This window comes from Variovorax sp. YR752 (genome assembly GCF_943372545.1).
Genome location: NZ_CALRZC010000053.1, coordinates 23,357 through 40,286, shown reverse-complemented (window position 1 = coordinate 40,286; position 16,930 = coordinate 23,357). Strand labels below are relative to the sequence as shown.

Below are 16,930 nucleotides of genomic sequence, written 5' to 3'. Positions count from 1 at the left end.
CCTTCTTCGGCATCGGCGCCTACGTCACCGTGCTGGGCACCGGCGATGCCGGCGCGGCCTCGATGCTGTGGCTGCTGCCGGCGGCGGTCGGTGCGGCGGCGCTGTACGCGCTGTTCGTCGGCGCGCTCAGCCTGCGCACCAGCGGCGTCTACTTCATCATGGTGACGCTGGCCTTCGCGCAGATGGCCTACTTCGTCTTCCACGACACCCAGGTCGGCGGCGGCAGCGACGGCATCTTCCTTTACAGCAAGCCGGTGATCGAGTTCGGCGGCACGGTATGGCTGGACCTCGACCAGAAGACCCACCTCTACTACACGGTGATCGCCGCGCTGGCCGCCACCTACGCGCTGCTGGCGCTGCTCGGCCGCTCGCGCTTCGGCCATGCGCTGGCCGGCATCCGCGTCAACGAGCAGCGCATGCGCGCCGCCGGCTTCCGCACCTACGGCTACAAGCTTGCCGCCTTCGTCGTCGCCGGCGCGCTGGCCGGCCTGGCCGGCTTCCTGCTCGCGGTGAAGGACGGCGCAGTCAACCCCGAGTTGCTGTCCTGGCACGAGTCGGGCGCGGTGCTTCTGATGATCATCCTCGGCGGCCTCGGCAGCCTGCGCGGCGCGGTGATCGGCGCGACCGCCTTCACGCTGCTCAAGGAGCTGTACCAGAGCGAGGCACTGCTCGGGCCGCTGGCGTCGCACTGGCAGCTGACGCTGGGCCTGACCATCATCGCCTTCGTCGCGCTGCTGCCCAAGGGACTGATCGGGTTGAAGGCGCGCCTCACGGGAGCTGCCGGTGGCTGAGCCGAAGGCGAATGTGAGCCAAGCCTTGCTGCGCTCCAACCTGCTGACCCGCCGCTTCGGCGGCCTCACCGCGGTCAACGGCGTGACGCTGGATTTCCGCATCGGCGAGGTGCACGCGGTGATCGGCACCAACGGAGCCGGCAAGTCGACGTTGATCAACATGCTGTCGGGCGAGATGCGTGCCTCGGTGGGCAGCATCCACTTCGACGGCCACGACATCACCGACTGGTCGCAGCCGAAGCGCGCCCACGCCGGCATCGGCCGCAGCTACCAGCGCACGACCATCTTCCCGAGCTTCACGGTGCTGGAGAACTGCCGGCTGTGCGCGCAGGCCGCGCTGCCGCGCGCCTGGGCGGTGTGGGAAGCGGCGCAACGCTGCGAGGCCAGCCTCGCGATCGCGCGCGAGGCGCTGGCCGCCGCCGGCCTGGCCGACGTGGAGGCGCGGACCGCCGGCACGCTCAGCCACGGCGGCAAGCGCCAGCTCGAGATCGCGATGTGCCTGGCGACCAAACCACGCGTGCTGCTGCTCGACGAGCCGCTGGCCGGCATGGGCGCGGAGGAGACCGAGCGCATGCTCGCGCTGCTCGCCACGCTGAAGCAGACGCACGCGGTGCTGCTGGTCGAGCACGACATGGACGCGGTGTTCCGCATCGCCGACCGCATCACCGTGATGGTCAACGGCGAGGTGATCGCCAGCGACGCGCCGGCGGCGATCCGCGCCAGCCGCGACGTGCAGACCGCCTACCTCGGTGAAGGTCACTGAGCATGTTGTCGATCGCCGACCTCAACACCTACTACGGCGAAGCCCACATCCTGCGCGGCGCCAGCCTGGAGCTGCCGGCCGGCAGCGCGCTCGGCCTGCTTGGCCGCAACGGCATGGGCAAGACCACGCTGATCCGCACGCTGATGGGCTACGTGCGGCCAGCCTCGGGCCGCATCGCCTGGGAAGGCAAGGACGTCACCGGCTGGGTGCCCGAGCGCATGGCGCGGCTCGGCATCGGCTACGTGCCCGAAGGCCGCGGCATCTTCCCGAATCTCTCGGTGCGAGAGAACCTGCTGATGAGCGCACGCGCCGGCGTCGACGGGCAGCGTGACTGGACCGAAGAACGGGTGCTGGCCACCTTCCCGCGCCTGGCCGAGCGGCTCGGCCACGGCGGGCAGCAGCTCTCCGGCGGCGAGCAGCAGATGCTGTCCATCGGCCGCGCGCTGATGACCAACCCGAAGCTGATGATCCTCGACGAGGCCACCGAGGGCCTGGCGCCGCTGATCGTCACCGAGATCTGGCGTGTGATCGGGCAGATCCGCGCCACCGGCATCAGCACGCTGATCGTCGACCGCGACTACCGCAAGGTGCTCGCCCACACCGACCGCGCGGCGGTGATGGAGAAGGGCCGCATCGTCCTCGCCGGCGCCAGCGACACGCTGGCCGGCGACACCGCCGCACTGGCGCAATACCTCGGCGTCTGAACGCCGCATCACCCGGAACGAACCATGATCCTCGAACTCGCCGACATCCGCATCCCGCCCGGCCAGCAGGCCGCCTTCGACGAAGCCATCGTGCGCGGTGTCAGCACCGTGATCAGCCAGGCCAAGGGCTTTCGCGGCTACAAGGTCAACAAGGGGATCGAGTCGCCCGAGCGCTACATCCTGCAGATCTTCTGGGACACGCTGGAAGACCACACGGTGCACTTCCGCGGCGGGCCGCTGTTCCCGCAGTGGCGCGCGATCGTCGGCCCGTTCTTCGCGGCGCCGCCGGTGGTGGAGCATTTCGAGCTGGTCGGCAAGTCGGACTGACGGTTCCCATCACCCCGATGGACCCGATCTTCCACATGATCGCCGGCGCGCCGAACCCGGTCGCGCCCTTCAGCCACTCCACCGAGGCCGACGGCTGGGTGTTCCTGACCGGCCAGATGCCCTTCTCCGGCACCTCGGTCGACGAGCCCTACCCCGAAGGCATCACGGCGCAGACGCACCAGGTGATGAAGAACCTGCAGACGGTGCTGCAGGGCTGCGGGCTCACGTTGGCCAACGTGCTGCAGGTGCGTGTCTACCTGCTGCACTTCGAGCGCGACTACCCGGCGATGAACGCGGTTTACGCGGGCTACTTCGCCGAAGACCACCGGCCGGCGCGCACCTGCATCGGCGTCAACGGCCTGGCCAAGGGCGCGCTGATCGAGATCGACATGGTGGCGCGACGCTGAGGCGGGCGCTGGGAAGCGAACGGAATGTTCACGGCCCTGAGCGGCCGTTGCGGCTTCACTCGTGCCGAGATCGGAGAGGCAGCGCGGTGGCCGCCCGCGAGCGTGGGCCGGAGAGCGCACACCCGGACCACCCGCCGCGCGCCAGCGGTGGCATGAACTGAAACTGAAACGACCGATCAGGGCCGCGAGCGGCCCGCGCGACCGGCCTAGGCGCCCTGCAGCGCCGCCCACACCACCGGCGCGGTCAGTGGCATCTGGATCTTCTCGGCCTCGCGGCCCAGGCCGGCGCTGGCCAGCGCATCGACCACCGCATTGACCACCGCCGGCGTCGCGCCGATGGTGCCGAGCTCGCCGACGCCCTTCACGCCGAGCAGGTTGGTCGTGCACGGAACCGAGGTGTCGAACACCGTCTTGAAGCCGCGGAAGCCATCGGCATGCGGTAGCGCATAGTCCATGAAGCTGGCCGTCAGCAACTGGCCGCTGTCGCGGTCGTAGACGACCTGCTCGCACAGCGCCTGGCCGATGCCCTGCACAGCACCGCCCTCGATCTGCCCGCGCACGATGGTCGGGCTGACAACGCGGCCGATGTCGTTGACCGAGGCGTACGCGGCCACCTCCACCGCGCCCGTCTCGGGGTCGACCTCGACCTCGCAGACATGGCAGGCGTTCGGCCAGCTCGGCGCGCCGGCCGTGGCGTCGCCGTCCGCGGTGATGCGCGACGCCGGCTGCTTTGCCGCCAGCTCGAACAGGCCGATGCCGCGGTCGGTACCGGCGATGCTGAAGCGGCCGGCGTAGTACTCGATGTCGCGCGGCGCGGCTTCGAGCGCCTCGCCGGCCAGGTCCTTCGCATGCTTGATGGTGTTCTCGGAGGCCACCTGCACCGCCGCGCCGCCGGTGAACAGCGAGCGCGAACCGGCGCTGCCGAAGCCGTTGGCGCGGTCGGTGTCGCCGTGGCGGATGCGGATCTGCTCGAGCGGCACGCCGAAGGTATCGACGGCGAGCTGCGCCAGGCTGGTGTTGATGCCCTGGCCCATCGGCATGGTCGCCACGGTCAGCTCGACGATGCCTTCGGACAGCACGTTGACCGTCACCTGCTCGGACAGCGCATTGCCGCCGGTCCACTCGAGGAAGGTGGCGATGCCGCGGCCGCGCAGCCGGCCCTTGGCCTTCGACGCAGCACGGCGTGCCTCGAAGCCGTTCCAGTCGGCGAGCGCCAGGCCCTGGTCGAGCATCTTCTCGAACTGGCCGACGTCGTAGACCTGCCCCATCGGGTTCTTGTAGGGCATCTGGTCCGGGCGGATCATGTTGCGGCGGCGCAGCTCGGCGCCGTCGAGCTTCATCTCGCGCGCGGCCGCGTCCATCAGCCGCTCGACGATGTAGATCGCCTCCGGCCGCCCCGCGCCGCGGTAGGCGCCGGTCGGCGTGGTGTTGGTCATCACCGCGGTGAGCTGCAGCGAGATGGTCGGGATGTGATAGATGCTGGTCGTCACCCACGGCCCGATCAGCAGCTGGATCGCCACGCCGACCGTCATCGCGTAGCCGCCGACGTTGGCATGGGAGCGTGTGCGAAGCGCCAGCACCTTGCCGTTGGCGTCGAGCGCCAGCTCGGCCTTGGTGATCACGTCGCGGCCATGCACCGAGGCGCTGAACTCCTCCAGCCGCTGCGCGCACCACTTGACCGGCCGGCCCAGCGTGCGCGCCGCGTGGGCGACGACGATGTCCTCGGGGTACAGCCCGGTCTTCATGCCGAAGCCGCCGCCGACGTCGCCGACCAGCACGCGCACCTGCGCGTTGTCCAGGCCCAGCGCGCCGGCCACGCCGTCACGCACGGCGGTGGGCATCTGGCTGGACAGCGTGATGGTGATGCGCCCGTTCGTGGCATCGCTCTCGGCGAGCACCACACGCGGCTCCATCGAGGCCGGCGCGAGGCGCTGGTTGACGATGTCCAGCGACACCACATGCGCCGCGGCCTTGAACGCGGCCTCGGTGGCAGCCGCATCGCCATGGCGCATCTCGGCGGCGATGTTGTCGGGCGCCGCATCGCACAGCACCGGCGCGCCGGGGGCGATGGCCTGCAGCGGGTCGGTCACCGAGGGCAGGTCGTCGTAGTCGACGAACACCGCCTCGGCACCGTTCATCGCCGCCTCGCGTGAATCGGCGACGATCGCCGCCACCGCCTCGCCGACGTAGCGCACGCGGTCGGTGGCCAGCGGGTGGCGCGGCGCCGAGGCACCCGGCTTGCCGTCCGGCCGCGGGAAGGGCACGGCCGGGCCGATCGGCTTGACACCGGCGGCCAGCAGGTCGGCCCCGGTGTAGACCGCCAGCACGCCGGGTACGGCACGCGCCTCGGCGGCATCCACGCTCTTGATCACCGCATGCGCGTGCGGCGAGCGCAGGAAGACCAGGTGGGTCTGGCCGGCGCGGGTCAGGTCGTCGGTGAAGCGGCCCTCGCCGCGCAGCAGCGCCGGATCCTCGATGCGGCGCACGTCCTTGCCGCTGCCGTAGCGGGCAGCCTCGACCTTCGTGGTGCTCATGCCCGCTCTCCCTTCGCGGCCAGCGCCTGTGCGGCCTGCTGGACCGAGGCGACGATGTTGACGTAGCCGGTGCAGCGGCACAGGTTGCCCTCCAGCGCGTCGACAATCTGCGCCTCGCTCGGGTTCGGCTCACGGCGCAGCAGCGCACAGGCCGACATCAGCATGCCCGGCGTGCAGAAGCCGCATTGCAGGCCGTGGCAGGCCATGAAGGCCTCCTGCAGCGCATGCGGCGCATCGCCCTTCGCCAGGCCTTCGACGGTGGTCACCGCGCGGCCCTGCGCCTGCAGCGCGAGGAGGCTGCAGCTCTTCACGGCCTCGCCGTCGATCAGCACCGTGCAGGCGCCGCACTGCGCGGTGTCGCAGCCCTGGTGGGTGCCGGTCAGCGCCAGCGGGCCGCGCAGCAGCTCGACCAGCAGGGTGGTGGGTGCCACGTCGGCCTCGACCGGGCGGCCGTTGACCTGGATGCGGAGTGTCGTCATGCGCGGACCTCGTCTGAATGCGGCCGCCATCCTAGTCCGGAATGCGGCCGGTCGCAGCGCAGGGGATGTCCGGATCGCTGCGCGCGCTGCGTGGTACCGGGCAAGGAGGACATTCCATGACCGACTTCCCGCTAGCCACATGGCGCGGCCGCGACGGCAGCCGGCTGCAGATCCGTGCGATCCGTCCAGATGACGCACCGGCCCTGGCCGGCTTGTTCGCCGGCCTCGACCCGCTGGCACGGCGACGGCGCTTTCACGGCGCAGTCAACGGCCTGTCGCCGCAGCGGCTGCGCGAGTTGGCACGGGCCCCCAGCCACGTCGATACCGTGCTGGTCGCCACGGCCACGCAGGACGGCCGCGAGACGCTGGTGGCCGAGGCCCGCTGCGTCGCCGACGCCCGCGGCAGCGCGGCCGAGTTCGCCCTGGTGGTCGCCGCCGCCTGGCGGCGCGAAGGCATTGCGCGTCGCTGCCTGCAGGCGCTGCGACACGCGGCGGCCGACCATGGCCTGCACTGGCTGTACGGCCACGTGCTGGCCGACAACGGGCCGATGCTGGCGCTGCTTAGCCGCTGCGGCTTCTCGGTCTCGCCGCACCGCGGCGACGCCTCGCTGGTGGTGGCGGAGGCGCACTGCGAGGCCGCCGCACCGACTGCACCGCGGCGTCCACACCGGCACCTGCGGATCTTCCACGCCTTCACCCGTTGACACCATGGCCACGATCCCGTCCCTCACCCCCACCCGCCCCCGCCTTGCCCTGGTGCTGGGCAGCGGCGGCGTGCGCAGCGTCGCGGCGCTGGGCATCGTCGACGTGCTGCGTCGCCACGGCATCGCGCCCGACCTCGTCGTCGGCTGCAGTTCCGGCGCGCTGTTCGGCGCGCTGGTTGCCTCGTCCATCGCACCGGAGGCCGGCCTGGAGATGTCGCGCCGGTTGTGGTCGCAGGAGCTGACGCAGCAGCACCGCTGGCGCGCCTGGGTACAGGTGCTGCTGCCGCGCTGGACCGGTTTCGACGCCGACTTCGCGCTGCGCGACGGCGCCCTGATCGGCCAGCGCATCGTGCAGGCCTTCGGCGACACGCGCATCGAGAGCCTGCCGATCGCGCTGCGCATTGCCGCCACCGATGCAGCCAACGGCGCGCCGGTGCTGCTGACCAACGGCCTGCTGAGCGCCGCGCTGCGCGCCAGCATGGCGGTGCCGGTGCTGTTCGCGCCGGTGCGCGTGGATGGCCGCCGCCTCGTCGACGGCGTGCTGTCCGATCCGCTGCCGGTGGCCGGCGCCGCCGATGCGCAGGTGCTGCTCACGCTCGGCTTCGCCGGGCGCCTGCCGCGCAAGATCGACCGCCCCTCGCGCCTGCTGGCGCGCTACAGCACGGCGCTGCTGAACAACCTGATGCAGGCGCGCATCGAAGCCGCCACCGCCCGCGGGCAGCGCCTGCTGCCGATCGAGCTGAACCTCGACAGGCACGTCGGCCTGTGGCAGACCGACGCACTGCCCGAGCTCTACGAAGCCGGCCGGCGCGCCGCGCAGGCATGCCTGCCCGAACTGCGCGCGTTGCTCGAAGGCGGGGTGCGCCGCGTCGCCTGAGCCCCCGCCGCGCTGCGCGCGACGAGACCCCGTGCGACACTGCCCCGATACCTCGCACCCCACGCCCAAGGACTCGAACAATGAGCTTTCGCGCCTTCCTTGTCCCGGCCGTCCTGGCCCTGTGTGCCTGCGGCACGACGGCCGACGGCCCGCCCGCCGCCGAGCGGCCGGCGGTGTATCGCAGCGAGTCATCGACCGGCAGCAACATCGCGCGCCGCGACCAGCGGCCCGAGCCGACGGAAGAGGAGCGCGCCCGCACTCAGCGGGACGCCGAGGCGATGATGCGCAACGAGCAGATCCGCCGCGCCAACCTGCCGCGCGCGGGAAGTACCGCGACCGGTCAGTGACCGTGTGAGGCCGGGACGCTCGCTCTTCGGAGGGGTTGCCCGGTGCAGGCGATCGCCCCATGATCGGCGCCCGCCCGTCGCCGATGGGCACCGACGCCGCGAGCCCGCCGCCCATGGTCCACGCCACCACTGCCGCCGTCACGGCCGAGCGCGAAGCGCCGGCACCTGCCGCCGAAGCGCTGTTCGCCCACCTCTACCAGGAACTGCGCCGGCTGGCACGCTCGCGGCTGGCGTCAGGCGGCCGTCACACGCTGCTCGACACCTCGGCCCTGGTGCACGAGGCCTTCATGCGGATGCGCAGCGATGGCCTGGTCGCGCTGAAGGACCGCGAGCACTTCCTCGCCTATGCTGCAACGACGATGCGCTCGATCGTCATCGACTTCGTGCGCCGGCGCAGCGCGCAGCGACGTGGCGGCGGCGTCGAGCATGTCACGCTGGACACGCGCGCCGGCGAGGCCCTGGGCAGCAGCGACGACGAGATCCTCGAGGTGCACGAAGCCCTGCAGGTGCTGGCCGAGGTCGATGCGCGGCTGGTGCGCGTGGTCGAGATGCGCTATTTCGCCGGCCTGACCGACCTGGAGATTGCCGGCGCGCTGGGCGTGACCGACCGCACCGTGCGCCGCGACTGGGAACGCGCGCGGCTGCTGCTCGCGCAGATGCTCGGCCGCTGACCCTGCGCAGCTTGCCGCGCTGCCGGCAGCGCCGGATCGAACCCGCGCGATGAACGATGCCTTGCCCGACCCCGAGCAGCTGCGGCGCGTGAATGTGCTGCTGGAGGCTGCGCTCGAGCTGCCCGCCGAGCAACGCGACGGCTGGCTGCGCGCCCTGCCGCCTCGGGATCGGGACCTGGAGCCGCTGCTGCGCCGTCTGCTCGATCGCGCCGCACACGGCGGCGACGGCTTCATGCGCCACGCGCCGGGGCTGGGCCTCGCCGGCCTGGCCGGGCTCGATGACGCCGGCGACAAGGCGCTGATCGCCGACGCGCCCGGTGACGTCGTCGGCCCGTACCGGCTGCTGCATCCGCTCGGCGAAGGCGGCATGGCCACCGTGTGGCTGGCCGAGCGTATCGACGGCAGCCTGCAGCGCCGGGAGGCGCTGAAGCTGCCGCGCAGCGGCTGGGCGATCGGGCTGGCGCAGCGCATGGCGCGCGAGCGCGACATCCTGGCCACGCTGGAGCACCCGCGCATCGCACGCCTGTACGACGCTGGCGTCACGCCGGCGGGGCGGCCGTGGCTGGCCATGGAGCTGGTCGAGGGCACGCCGATCGACGTGCACTGCGGCACCCATGCGCTGGCCGTGCCGGCGCGGCTGCGCCTGTTCCTGCAGGTGGCCGACGCGGTGTCGCATGCGCACGCAAGGCTCGTCGTGCACCGCGACCTGAAGCCGAGCAACATCCTCGTCACGCCCGGCGGCGAGGTGCGGCTGCTCGACTTCGGCGTCGCCCAGCTGCTGCACGACAAGCCGGACGCCCGCGGCCCGCTGACGCAACAGATCGGCCGCGCGGTGACGCCCGACTACGCCGCTCCCGAGCAGCTCAGCGGCCGCCCGGTGGGCGTGGCGGCCGACGTCTACTCGCTCGGCGTGGTGCTGCACGAACTGCTCGCCGGCGTGCGCCCCTACCGGCTCTCGCGCGACACTCCCGCGGCGCTGGAGGAGGCGATCCTCAGTGCCGACCTGCGCCCGGCCAGCACGCAGGCGAGCGATGCGCGCACGGCGCGCGCGCTGCGCGGCGACCTCGACACCATTCTCTTCAAGGCGATGCGCAAGGACCCGGCGCAGCGCTACCGCAGCGTCGAGGCCTTCGCCGCCGACATCGAACGCCACCTGGCCGGCGAGCCGGTGCAGGCGCGGCCCGCGGGCCTGGCCTACCGGCTCGGCAAGTTCCTGCGCCGGCACCGGGCGGGTGCGCTCGCCGGCGCGGCCGTCGCCGCCGCGCTGCTCGCCGGTACCGCGCTGGCCACCTGGCAGGCGCGCGAGGCGGCGCGCGAGCGCGATCAGGCGCGAGCGCTGCTGGCGCGCAACGAGGCGGTCAACGAGTTCCTCGGCATGCTGTTCACCGAAGCGGTGGCGCCGCAGCATGCCGACGCGATCCGGCAGATGCTCGAGCGCGGCGCGCTGCTCGTCGCGCCGGCCTTCGGCGAGGTGCCGGAGCACGAGGCGGCGATCCTGCGCATCCTGTCCGAGTACTTCGACGAGCCGCAGCGCAGCGACGCACTGCTGGCGCGGGCGGCCGAACTCACGCGCAGATCCTCCGACCGCACTTTGCAGGCGCAGATCGACTGCGACCGCGGCCAGACGCTGCAGGCGCTCGGCCGCGCCGAAGAAGCGGTGAAGCTGGTCGACCGCTGGATCCGCGATCCGCGCACGCCCGACGTCGCCGCGGTGCACTGCCTGCAGATGCGCGGTGCGATCGCGGCGAACACCATCGAGCCCCAGGTCGCGCTGGAGTTCGCGCAGGCGGCGCTGCAGCGGCTGCGCGCCGCCGGGCTGGCCGGTGGCGACGTCGAGGCCGAGCTGCTCGGCGACATCGGCTTCGCGCTGCACCAGAACGGCCGCAGCGGCGAGGCCGAGGCCTATTTCGAAGACTCGCTGGCGCGCTACCGCGCACTGAACCGCGCCGACAGCCTGCACGCGCGCGTGATGCTGAGCAACTGGGGCGTGGTCGAGCTCGCCACCGGCGACGTGCTGCATGCCCTGCAGCGCTACGACGAACTGCTGGCCGGCCACCGCCGCTTGATGGCCTGGCGCGAGCCGCCGAGCTGGGTGCTGGGCAACCGCGCACTGGCGCTCGAACGCATCGGCCGCTTCGACGACGCGCTCGCCGCCTATGCCGAGACGCTGCGCGTCAGCGAGGCGGTGAAGCACGCCCATGGCGCGCAGTACGGCCTGGTCGGCATGGCCAGCGTGCTGCTCGCGCTCGGCCGCATTGCCGAGGCCGAGCAGGCACTGGCGCGCGCCGAGGCACTCGAGGGCGCGGACGACCCACGCCAGCCGGCGCACATCCGCGGTGTCTGGGTTCGTGCCGGCATCGCGTTGCAGCGCGATCGTGCCGCCGAGGCGCACGCGGCACTCGAGCGCCAGCTCGCCCAGCTGCGCGCAAGCGGCACCAGCCCGGCCTACGTGGGCCAGGCGCTGCGCACGCGCGCAGAAGCGGCGCTGGCGCTGGCACGCCATGAGGAGGCGCTGGCCGACGCGCGCGAAGCACTGGCGATCGCGCAGCGCCTGCAGGGCGGCAAGCCGCACTCCGACCAGGCCGGGCTGGCCTGGATTACCCTCGGTCGCGCCCAGTCGGCCGCAGGCAGTGCAGCAGCCGCCCGCAGCGCGATCGCGCAGGGCGTGGCCCACATCATGGCCGCCACCGGGGGCGACAGCCCGCAGAGTCGGCGTGCGGTTCTGCTGCTCAGGACCATGCCGACAAACTAGGGCCTTCATATCGGGGATGCGGTAGGCCGCACAGGCGCCCATACTGGGCTCGTCATACTTCGGGAGGCCCGCCATGGAACTGCAATCGCTTGCATCGACGCCGTCGACCACCACGGCCCCGATGCTCACCGCCGATGCCCAGCGCGAGGCCCGCGTCACGATGTCATGTCGCTGCGCAGGTTGTGGGTCGACGGTCGCCTTCGATGCGCTGATCGTCTCCTGCGGCTGCGCCGACGACAACCGCGCCGCGGACTCAACGCTGCACTGAGGCGCGTTCGAGCAGCTGCTCGAAGCCGGGGTAGTCGTCGCGGTGGATCGCGCTCTTGCGCGCATGCGCGCCCCAAGACACGCCGGCGGCCAGCGCCGCCTTGAAGGCCGGCGCATCGACGATCCAGCTGCCTCCGAGCAGTGTCACCCCGCGATCGAACAGCGGGTCGGGCAGGCAGCCGGCGCCCGGGCCGATCAGCGAGACCCGCTGCGCGCCGCGGCAGTGCGAAAGCACGTCGTCCAGCGTGTCGTTGAGCAGCACGGTGCTGGTCGACAGCACCTTGTTGCACGCCGCCAGATCGCCGGGGTCGAGCGTCACGCACCAGCCCTCGCGCGCGCCGGCCAGGTCGGCGCGCAACTCCAGCACCGTCAGCGCCGCCCCCGTGGCCAGCACCTGCTTCACCAGCGGCGGGAACAGGCCGACCATGCCGACATGGTCTCCCGGCACCAGGTCGAGATCGCCGATCGAACCCCGCGCCGGCGGCGGCGCGTAGCCGGCACGGGCGAATAGGTGGCGCGTCAGCGCGTTGACGGCGGCGAAACCGAGCGCGCGCTGCGCGCCATCGGTCTCTTCATAACACCGCGCCAGCGCCAGCGAGGAGCTGCCGGCCAGCGCCGCGGCGTCGCCGCCGCGCAGCCGCGCCAGCGTGTCGCCGAGCAGCACGAAGCTCAGGCCCAGCGAGCCGTCCTCCAGCTCCACCGCGCAGAACTCGCCGTCGCGCGTACCGTCCGCCGCCGGCTGCGGCAGGTGCAGCGCGGCCACACGCGGCAGCGCACCGAGCTCGTCGAGGCGTTCGACGAGGCGAACCAGATCGTGGCGGCAGGAGTTCATGGCGTCAGCGGCGGTCGGGCGCAAAGCGCTCACGATGCCACGCCGCCGCCTGGCCGCGCGAGTCGAGCGCGAGCTTGGCGAGAATGTTGGCGACATGGCGCTTGACGGTGTGCGGGCTGAGGTCGAGCGCCCGCGCGATCAGCTTGTTGCTGTCGCCGGCGGCGATGCATGCCAGCACCTCCTGCTCGCGGTCGGTCAGCGCGATCTCGCCGGCGCGCCCGGCCGCGGCCTCCTGCGTGACGACGGCAGCCTCGGGCGCAGGCTCGGCCCGATGCGCCAGCAGCCCGGCCAGCCAGGCCCGCTCGGCGGCGAACTCGGCAGGCGCCGGCAGCGCCGCCATCTCGGTGCACGCGGCCCGGCCGGTGACCAGCACGCCCACCGGCTCGCCGGCTTCGCGCGCGTGGCGGAGCACCGGGCCGAGCACCGCCCACGCCGCCTGCGCATCGCCGCGGCGCGCATGCACGAGGGCCAGCGCCATGCGTGCGGTGGTGTCGAGTGACAGCGTGTCGACTTCCGCCGAATCGACGATGGCCGACTCCAGTCGCTCGCGCGCCTCGTCGAGCCGGCCGCCGCGCAGCGCCGCCAGCCCCTGGATCGCCAGCCGCGCACCGCGCATGTACGGCCACTCGCCGCTCGACGGCGTCGCGGCGAGCTGGTCGAGCGCATGCTGCAGGCCGGCGTCGTCGCCGATCGCCGCGCTCAGCCGCCCGAGGTTGTAGAGGTAGACGCCACGCCAGCTGGCGCGCCGCTCCGGGTCGGTGTCGACGTCGTCGATCATCGCCTGCGTCGCTGCGCGCACTGCCTCGGCCTCACCGCGCAGCGAGTGCCAGGCGGCGAAGAAGCCGAGGATGGGGATGCGCAGGCTGCGCGGCTGGCCGAGCCAGCGCTCGTCGTCGCGCACCTCGGTCATCAGCCGGTGCGCCGCGTCCGCGCGGCCCTGCCACAACAGCAGCCAGGCCTGCAGCGCGTTGGCCGCCGCGCGCAGCGGCGCGTGGTGCTCGCCGGCCACCTGCAGCGCAGCGCGCACGAAGCGCTCCATCGGCGCGCGCACACCGGCACGGCCGACGAACATGAAATGCGGCGCGCTGCGGTACCACTGCGTCGCCGGCGCCAGGCCGGCCTCGGCCGTGCCGCGGCCCTCGAGCAGGTCGGTCATGCGCTCCAGGTGCCGCGCCGGGCCGAGTGCGGGGCCGGTGGCGCCGGTGCGCCAGTACATCATCAGCTCGGACAGGGTCTCGGTGTCGCGGTCCAGCGGCTGTGCCCGCACGGCGTCGAGCCGCTGCGCCGCCTCGGCGATGCGGCCGATGGCGATCAGGCCCACCGTCTCGAGCACGCTCGCCTGGCGGGCCAGCGCCGCGTGGCCGGCCGCTTCGAAGCCGCGCGCCGCGCGCTCCATCGAACGCTGCATGGTGACCCATTCGAAGCGCGGCCAGGCGCACATCCCACGCGCGAAGGCCAGCCGCGGCGAACGCTCGCGCTGCTCGGCGGGGAACTGCTCGACCAGCCGGATCACCGTGGCGTGCCCGCCGGCCAGCAGCAGTGCCGGCACGGCGGAGACCAAAGCCGCCTCGGCCTCGGCCCAGGCGGCAGCGCGCACCAGCAGGTTGACGCGGCGCATCACGTCGCCCTCCTGCGCCGCGGCGCGCACCAGCAGGCCGTTCCATTCCTCGGGGTGGGCGCGGCGCAGCCGGTCCTCGAGGAAGTCGCGGAACAGGTCGTGCAGGCGCAGCGTCGGCTCGTCGCCGTCGAGCACGGTGGCGAACAGGCCGCGGCGTTCGATCTCCTCCAGCCAGCGCGCCGCCCGCGAGTCGCCGCTGACCGCCTCGCAGCGTGCGGCGGTGAGCTCGGGCAGCACCGAACAGCGCAGCAGGAAGTCGCGCAGGCCCGAGGGCACGTCGTCGAGCACCTCGCTGGCCAGGTAGTCGAACAGGTGGCGCTGCGTGAGCGCCGCGCCGGCGCGCTCGGTGCCCGGGCCGCCGGCACTGTTCAGGCTCAGGCGCAGCCCGGCCGGCCAGCCGGCGGTGCGCTGCAGCAGCGCCTCGGCCGACCAGGCGACCGGCCGCGCCGCGCCGCTGACCAGCGCCTGGACGTCGTCGGCGGAGAACCGCAGGTCGTCCTGGCGGAATTCGGCGAGTTCGCCGGCGGCACGCCAGCGCAGCAGGGGCATGGACGGTTCGACGCGCGTGCCGATCGCCATCGACCAGGCCGGCGGCAGCCGCGCCACCAGCGCCTCGAGCAACTCGAACACGCCCGGGTCCTCGATGCGGTGCAGATCGTCGACCACCAGCAGCCCGCGCTCGACGTCGGCCGAGGCCAACGCCGCCACCAGCTCGGCGACCGCCTGGGCGCGCCGCTCACTGCCCTCATGGAGCGACGCCAGCAAGGACTCGGGTGCCAGCCGCCAGGGCAGGTCGAAGGGGTCGAGCGCGGCGCACAGGCAGGCGAGAAAGCGGTGCAGGTCATCGTCCTCGTCGGCGCTGAGCCAGGCCACGCGCGCCGCGCCGGGCTCGAACGAGCGCACGGCCTGCGTCAGCGCCACCGTCTTGCCGAAGCCGGCCGGCGCGCACAGCAGGGTCAGCCGGGCCTGCGTCAGCGCCGCGCGCAGTCGCTGGATCAGTTCCGGCCTGGCGACCAGATTGGTGCGAACCAGCGGCGGCTGGATCTTGGTCGGAGCGAAGGTCTGCGGCTGCACGACCCGCACGATACCGAAGACCGGCCCGTCCGGGGGCCAACCGCCTGCGCGCCCCCGGCGCCTAGAACTTGCGCACCTCGATGCGGTTCTTCTGCAGCGCGTAGCCGAGCTGCCTCGGCGTGACGCGCAGCAGCCGTGCCGCCTTGGCCTGCACCCAGCCGCACTGCTCCATCGCCCAGATCAGCCGCTCGCGCTCACCCTCGGGCGGCTCACTGCCGACGCTGGCGGCCACCGGCGTGGCCGGCAGGCGCTGCGTCGGGCCGATGCGGGTGACCTCGTCGTGCTCGTCCGCCTCGCCAGCTTCGGGCCGCGACGTCGCGGGCTGCGGCCTCGCCACCGGCAGCGAGGCCACCGCCGCCACCGCATCGGCCTTGTCGAGGAAGTGCAGCGTCTGCGTCAGGCAGCGGTTCTGCTTGCAGGGGAAGGCCAGGTCCTGGATGGTGTCGCCCTGCACCATCGTGGCGGTGCGCTCGATGCAGTTCTCCAGCTCGCGCACGTTGCCCGGCCAGTAGCAGCTGGTCAGCACCTTCATCGCCTCGGGCGAGACCTTCAGCGAGCGCCGGTTCTCCTTGTTGTAGCGGTCGAGGAAGTGCGCCACCAGCGGCGGGATGTCGGCACGCCGCTCGCGCAGCGGCGGCAGGAAGATCGACACCACGTTGATGCGGTAGTACAGGTCGGCGCGGTACTCGCCGCGCTGCACCATCTTCTCGAGGTCGCGGTTGGTGGCGCAGATCAGCCGCACGTCGACCTTCACCGCCTTGCTGCCACCGACGCGCTCGAACTCGCGCTCCTGCAGCACGCGCAGCAGCTTGGCCTGGAAGGCGGGCGACACATCGCCGATCTCGTCGAGGAACAGCGTGCCGCCATGCGCCAGCTCGAAGCGGCCCTTGCGCTCGCCGGCGGCGCCGGTGAAGGCGCCCTTCTCGTGGCCGAACAGCTCGCTCTCGAGCAGGCTTTCGGTCAGCGCGGCGCAGTTGACCTTGATGAAGGGCGCGTCCTTGCGCGGGCTGAGGAAGTGGATGGCCCGCGCGATCGCCTCCTTGCCGGTGCCGCTCTCGCCGCGCAGCAGCACGGTGGCACGCGAGGGTGCGGCCTGGTGCACCTCGACGAACACCTGCTGCATCGGCCGCGAATCGCCGACCACGTTGTCCAGCGCATAACGCCCGCGCGGCTCGCGCTTGAGCGCCTTCTGCAGCCGCGTCGCCTCGAGCTGCAGGCGCTGGTGCTCGTCGCGCACCGCATCGTGCAGCTGCGCCGCCTGGGCGAGCAGCGAGGCGACCATGGTCAGCACCCGCTGGTCGTCCGACAGGCGCGCGCCGCCGCGCACCTCGCGCTGCGCGGCCAGCGCGCCGAGCACCGCCTTGTCGGTCTTCAGCGGCACGACGACGAAGGCCATCATCTGGTCGTCCTGCGCGCTGAAGGCACCGGTGCGGTCGATGAACTCGCTGGCCTGCGCGACGTCGGGCACGACCACCGGCATGCCCGAGGCGGTGACGTGGCCGATGACGCCCTCGCCCGGCTGCCAGCGGCCGCGCTGCTCCTGCTCGCGCGACAGCCCGACCGAGCTGTGCACCTGCAGCAGGTCGGCGTCGGCATCGTTGAGCACGATCATCGCGCGCGGCAGCTCCATGTGCGCAGCCAGCACGTTCAGCGCGGCGCGGAAGCTTCGGTCGATGTCGAGCGAGGCCGTCAGGATGCGGCAGATCTCGTAGACGGTGATCAGCTCCATGTGGGAGCGCTGATCGTGGCTCGTTCGACTCAACATCACGCACCTCCTTGGAGC

General features: G+C 72.6%; 16 protein-coding genes. 11 read left to right on the top strand and 5 right to left on the bottom strand.

What is annotated here, in order from left to right; translation table 11 throughout:
* The 5 genes from AAG801_RS14930 to AAG801_RS14910 all read left to right on the top strand — a co-directional run.
* Positions 1-791: branched-chain amino acid ABC transporter permease (locus tag AAG801_RS14930; protein WP_341889077.1), on the top strand; the 791-nt coding region annotated here is incomplete at its 5' end.
* A gap of 13 nt (positions 792-804) precedes the next feature.
* Complete coding sequence (locus tag AAG801_RS14925; protein ID WP_341889076.1) at positions 805-1,554, top strand: ABC transporter ATP-binding protein; 750 nt, start codon at positions 805-807, stop codon at positions 1,552-1,554.
* Between the two features lie 2 nt (positions 1,555-1,556).
* Positions 1,557-2,258, top strand: a complete 702-nt coding sequence (locus tag AAG801_RS14920) for an ABC transporter ATP-binding protein (protein WP_341889075.1) — start codon at positions 1,557-1,559, stop codon at positions 2,256-2,258.
* A gap of 24 nt (positions 2,259-2,282) precedes the next feature.
* Complete coding sequence (locus AAG801_RS14915; RefSeq protein ID WP_341889074.1) at positions 2,283-2,585, top strand: antibiotic biosynthesis monooxygenase; 303 nt, start codon at positions 2,283-2,285, stop codon at positions 2,583-2,585.
* A 17-nt stretch (positions 2,586-2,602) separates the two neighbouring features.
* The gene (locus AAG801_RS14910) at positions 2,603-2,992 is read left to right on the top strand and encodes a RidA family protein (protein WP_341889073.1); all 390 of its coding nucleotides are present in this window, start codon (positions 2,603-2,605) and stop codon (positions 2,990-2,992) included.
* Positions 2,993-3,198: 206 nt separating this feature from the next.
* Here AAG801_RS14910 and AAG801_RS14905 read toward each other — a convergent pair whose 3' ends face one another.
* A complete protein-coding gene (locus tag AAG801_RS14905) occupies positions 3,199-5,526 on the bottom strand; it encodes a xanthine dehydrogenase family protein molybdopterin-binding subunit (RefSeq protein WP_341889072.1) in 2,328 nt (775 codons plus the stop codon).
* Positions 5,523-6,005 (bottom strand): (2Fe-2S)-binding protein, encoded by a 483-nt coding sequence (locus tag AAG801_RS14900; RefSeq protein WP_341889071.1) that lies wholly within the window; start codon positions 6,003-6,005, stop codon positions 5,523-5,525. The genes AAG801_RS14905 and AAG801_RS14900 overlap by 4 nt, the downstream gene beginning before the upstream one ends.
* 116 nt (positions 6,006-6,121) lie before the next feature.
* Between AAG801_RS14900 and AAG801_RS14895 the strand changes: the two genes are divergently transcribed.
* From AAG801_RS14895 to AAG801_RS14870, 6 genes are all read left to right on the top strand, one after another.
* Positions 6,122-6,709, top strand: coding sequence for a GNAT family N-acetyltransferase (locus AAG801_RS14895; RefSeq protein ID WP_341889070.1), 588 nt, complete (start codon positions 6,122-6,124; stop codon positions 6,707-6,709).
* Positions 6,710-6,713: 4 nt separating this feature from the next.
* Positions 6,714-7,586: a patatin-like phospholipase family protein gene (locus AAG801_RS14890; RefSeq protein ID WP_341889069.1), complete on the top strand. Its 873-nt coding sequence runs from the start codon at positions 6,714-6,716 to the stop codon at positions 7,584-7,586.
* Between the two features lie 80 nt (positions 7,587-7,666).
* Entirely contained in the window at positions 7,667-7,933 is a 267-nt protein-coding gene (locus tag AAG801_RS14885; protein ID WP_341889068.1) for a hypothetical protein, read from the top strand.
* A gap of 59 nt (positions 7,934-7,992) precedes the next feature.
* The gene (locus AAG801_RS14880; RefSeq protein ID WP_341889067.1) at positions 7,993-8,604 is read left to right on the top strand and encodes an ECF-type sigma factor; all 612 of its coding nucleotides are present in this window, start codon (positions 7,993-7,995) and stop codon (positions 8,602-8,604) included.
* A 49-nt stretch (positions 8,605-8,653) separates the two neighbouring features.
* Entirely contained in the window at positions 8,654-11,356 is a 2,703-nt protein-coding gene (locus tag AAG801_RS14875; protein WP_341889066.1) for a serine/threonine-protein kinase, read from the top strand.
* Between the two features lie 73 nt (positions 11,357-11,429).
* Positions 11,430-11,624, top strand: coding sequence for a hypothetical protein (locus AAG801_RS14870; RefSeq protein WP_341889065.1), 195 nt, complete (start codon positions 11,430-11,432; stop codon positions 11,622-11,624).
* Here the strand turns inward: AAG801_RS14870 and AAG801_RS14865 are convergent.
* The 3 genes from AAG801_RS14865 to nifA all read right to left on the bottom strand — a co-directional run bounded on the left by AAG801_RS14865 (position 11,610) and on the right by nifA (position 16,912).
* A complete protein-coding gene (locus AAG801_RS14865; RefSeq protein ID WP_341889064.1) occupies positions 11,610-12,455 on the bottom strand; it encodes a DUF364 domain-containing protein in 846 nt (281 codons plus the stop codon). The genes AAG801_RS14870 and AAG801_RS14865 overlap by 15 nt on opposite strands.
* A gap of 4 nt (positions 12,456-12,459) precedes the next feature.
* Positions 12,460-15,147: a LuxR C-terminal-related transcriptional regulator gene (locus AAG801_RS14860; RefSeq protein WP_341889063.1), complete on the bottom strand. Its 2,688-nt coding sequence runs from the start codon at positions 15,145-15,147 to the stop codon at positions 12,460-12,462.
* Positions 15,148-15,208: 61 nt separating this feature from the next.
* Entirely contained in the window at positions 15,209-16,912 is a 1,704-nt protein-coding gene (nifA, locus tag AAG801_RS14855; protein ID WP_341889062.1) for a nif-specific transcriptional activator NifA, read from the bottom strand.
* Positions 16,913-16,930: the final 18 nt, after the last annotated feature.

Bases quoted from the DNA above. Each gene is read 5' to 3' on its own strand.
- nifA (WP_341889062.1), bottom strand. From the start codon at position 16,912: ATGTTGAGTCGAACGAGCCACGATCAGCGCTCCCACATGGAGCTGATC.
- AAG801_RS14910 (WP_341889073.1), top strand. From the start codon at position 2,603: ATGGACCCGATCTTCCACATGATCGCCGGCGCGCCGAACCCGGTCGCG.
- AAG801_RS14915 (WP_341889074.1), top strand. From the start codon at position 2,283: ATGATCCTCGAACTCGCCGACATCCGCATCCCGCCCGGCCAGCAGGCC.
- AAG801_RS14865 (WP_341889064.1), bottom strand. From the start codon at position 12,455: ATGAACTCCTGCCGCCACGATCTGGTTCGCCTCGTCGAACGCCTCGAC.
- AAG801_RS14885 (WP_341889068.1), top strand. From the start codon at position 7,667: ATGAGCTTTCGCGCCTTCCTTGTCCCGGCCGTCCTGGCCCTGTGTGCC.
- AAG801_RS14875 (WP_341889066.1), top strand. From the start codon at position 8,654: ATGAACGATGCCTTGCCCGACCCCGAGCAGCTGCGGCGCGTGAATGTG.
- AAG801_RS14920 (WP_341889075.1), top strand. From the start codon at position 1,557: ATGTTGTCGATCGCCGACCTCAACACCTACTACGGCGAAGCCCACATC.
- AAG801_RS14890 (WP_341889069.1), top strand. From the start codon at position 6,714: ATGGCCACGATCCCGTCCCTCACCCCCACCCGCCCCCGCCTTGCCCTG.
- AAG801_RS14895 (WP_341889070.1), top strand. From the start codon at position 6,122: ATGACCGACTTCCCGCTAGCCACATGGCGCGGCCGCGACGGCAGCCGG.
- AAG801_RS14880 (WP_341889067.1), top strand. From the start codon at position 7,993: ATGATCGGCGCCCGCCCGTCGCCGATGGGCACCGACGCCGCGAGCCCG.
- AAG801_RS14905 (WP_341889072.1), bottom strand. From the start codon at position 5,526: ATGAGCACCACGAAGGTCGAGGCTGCCCGCTACGGCAGCGGCAAGGAC.
- AAG801_RS14900 (WP_341889071.1), bottom strand. From the start codon at position 6,005: ATGACGACACTCCGCATCCAGGTCAACGGCCGCCCGGTCGAGGCCGAC.
- AAG801_RS14870 (WP_341889065.1), top strand. From the start codon at position 11,430: ATGGAACTGCAATCGCTTGCATCGACGCCGTCGACCACCACGGCCCCG.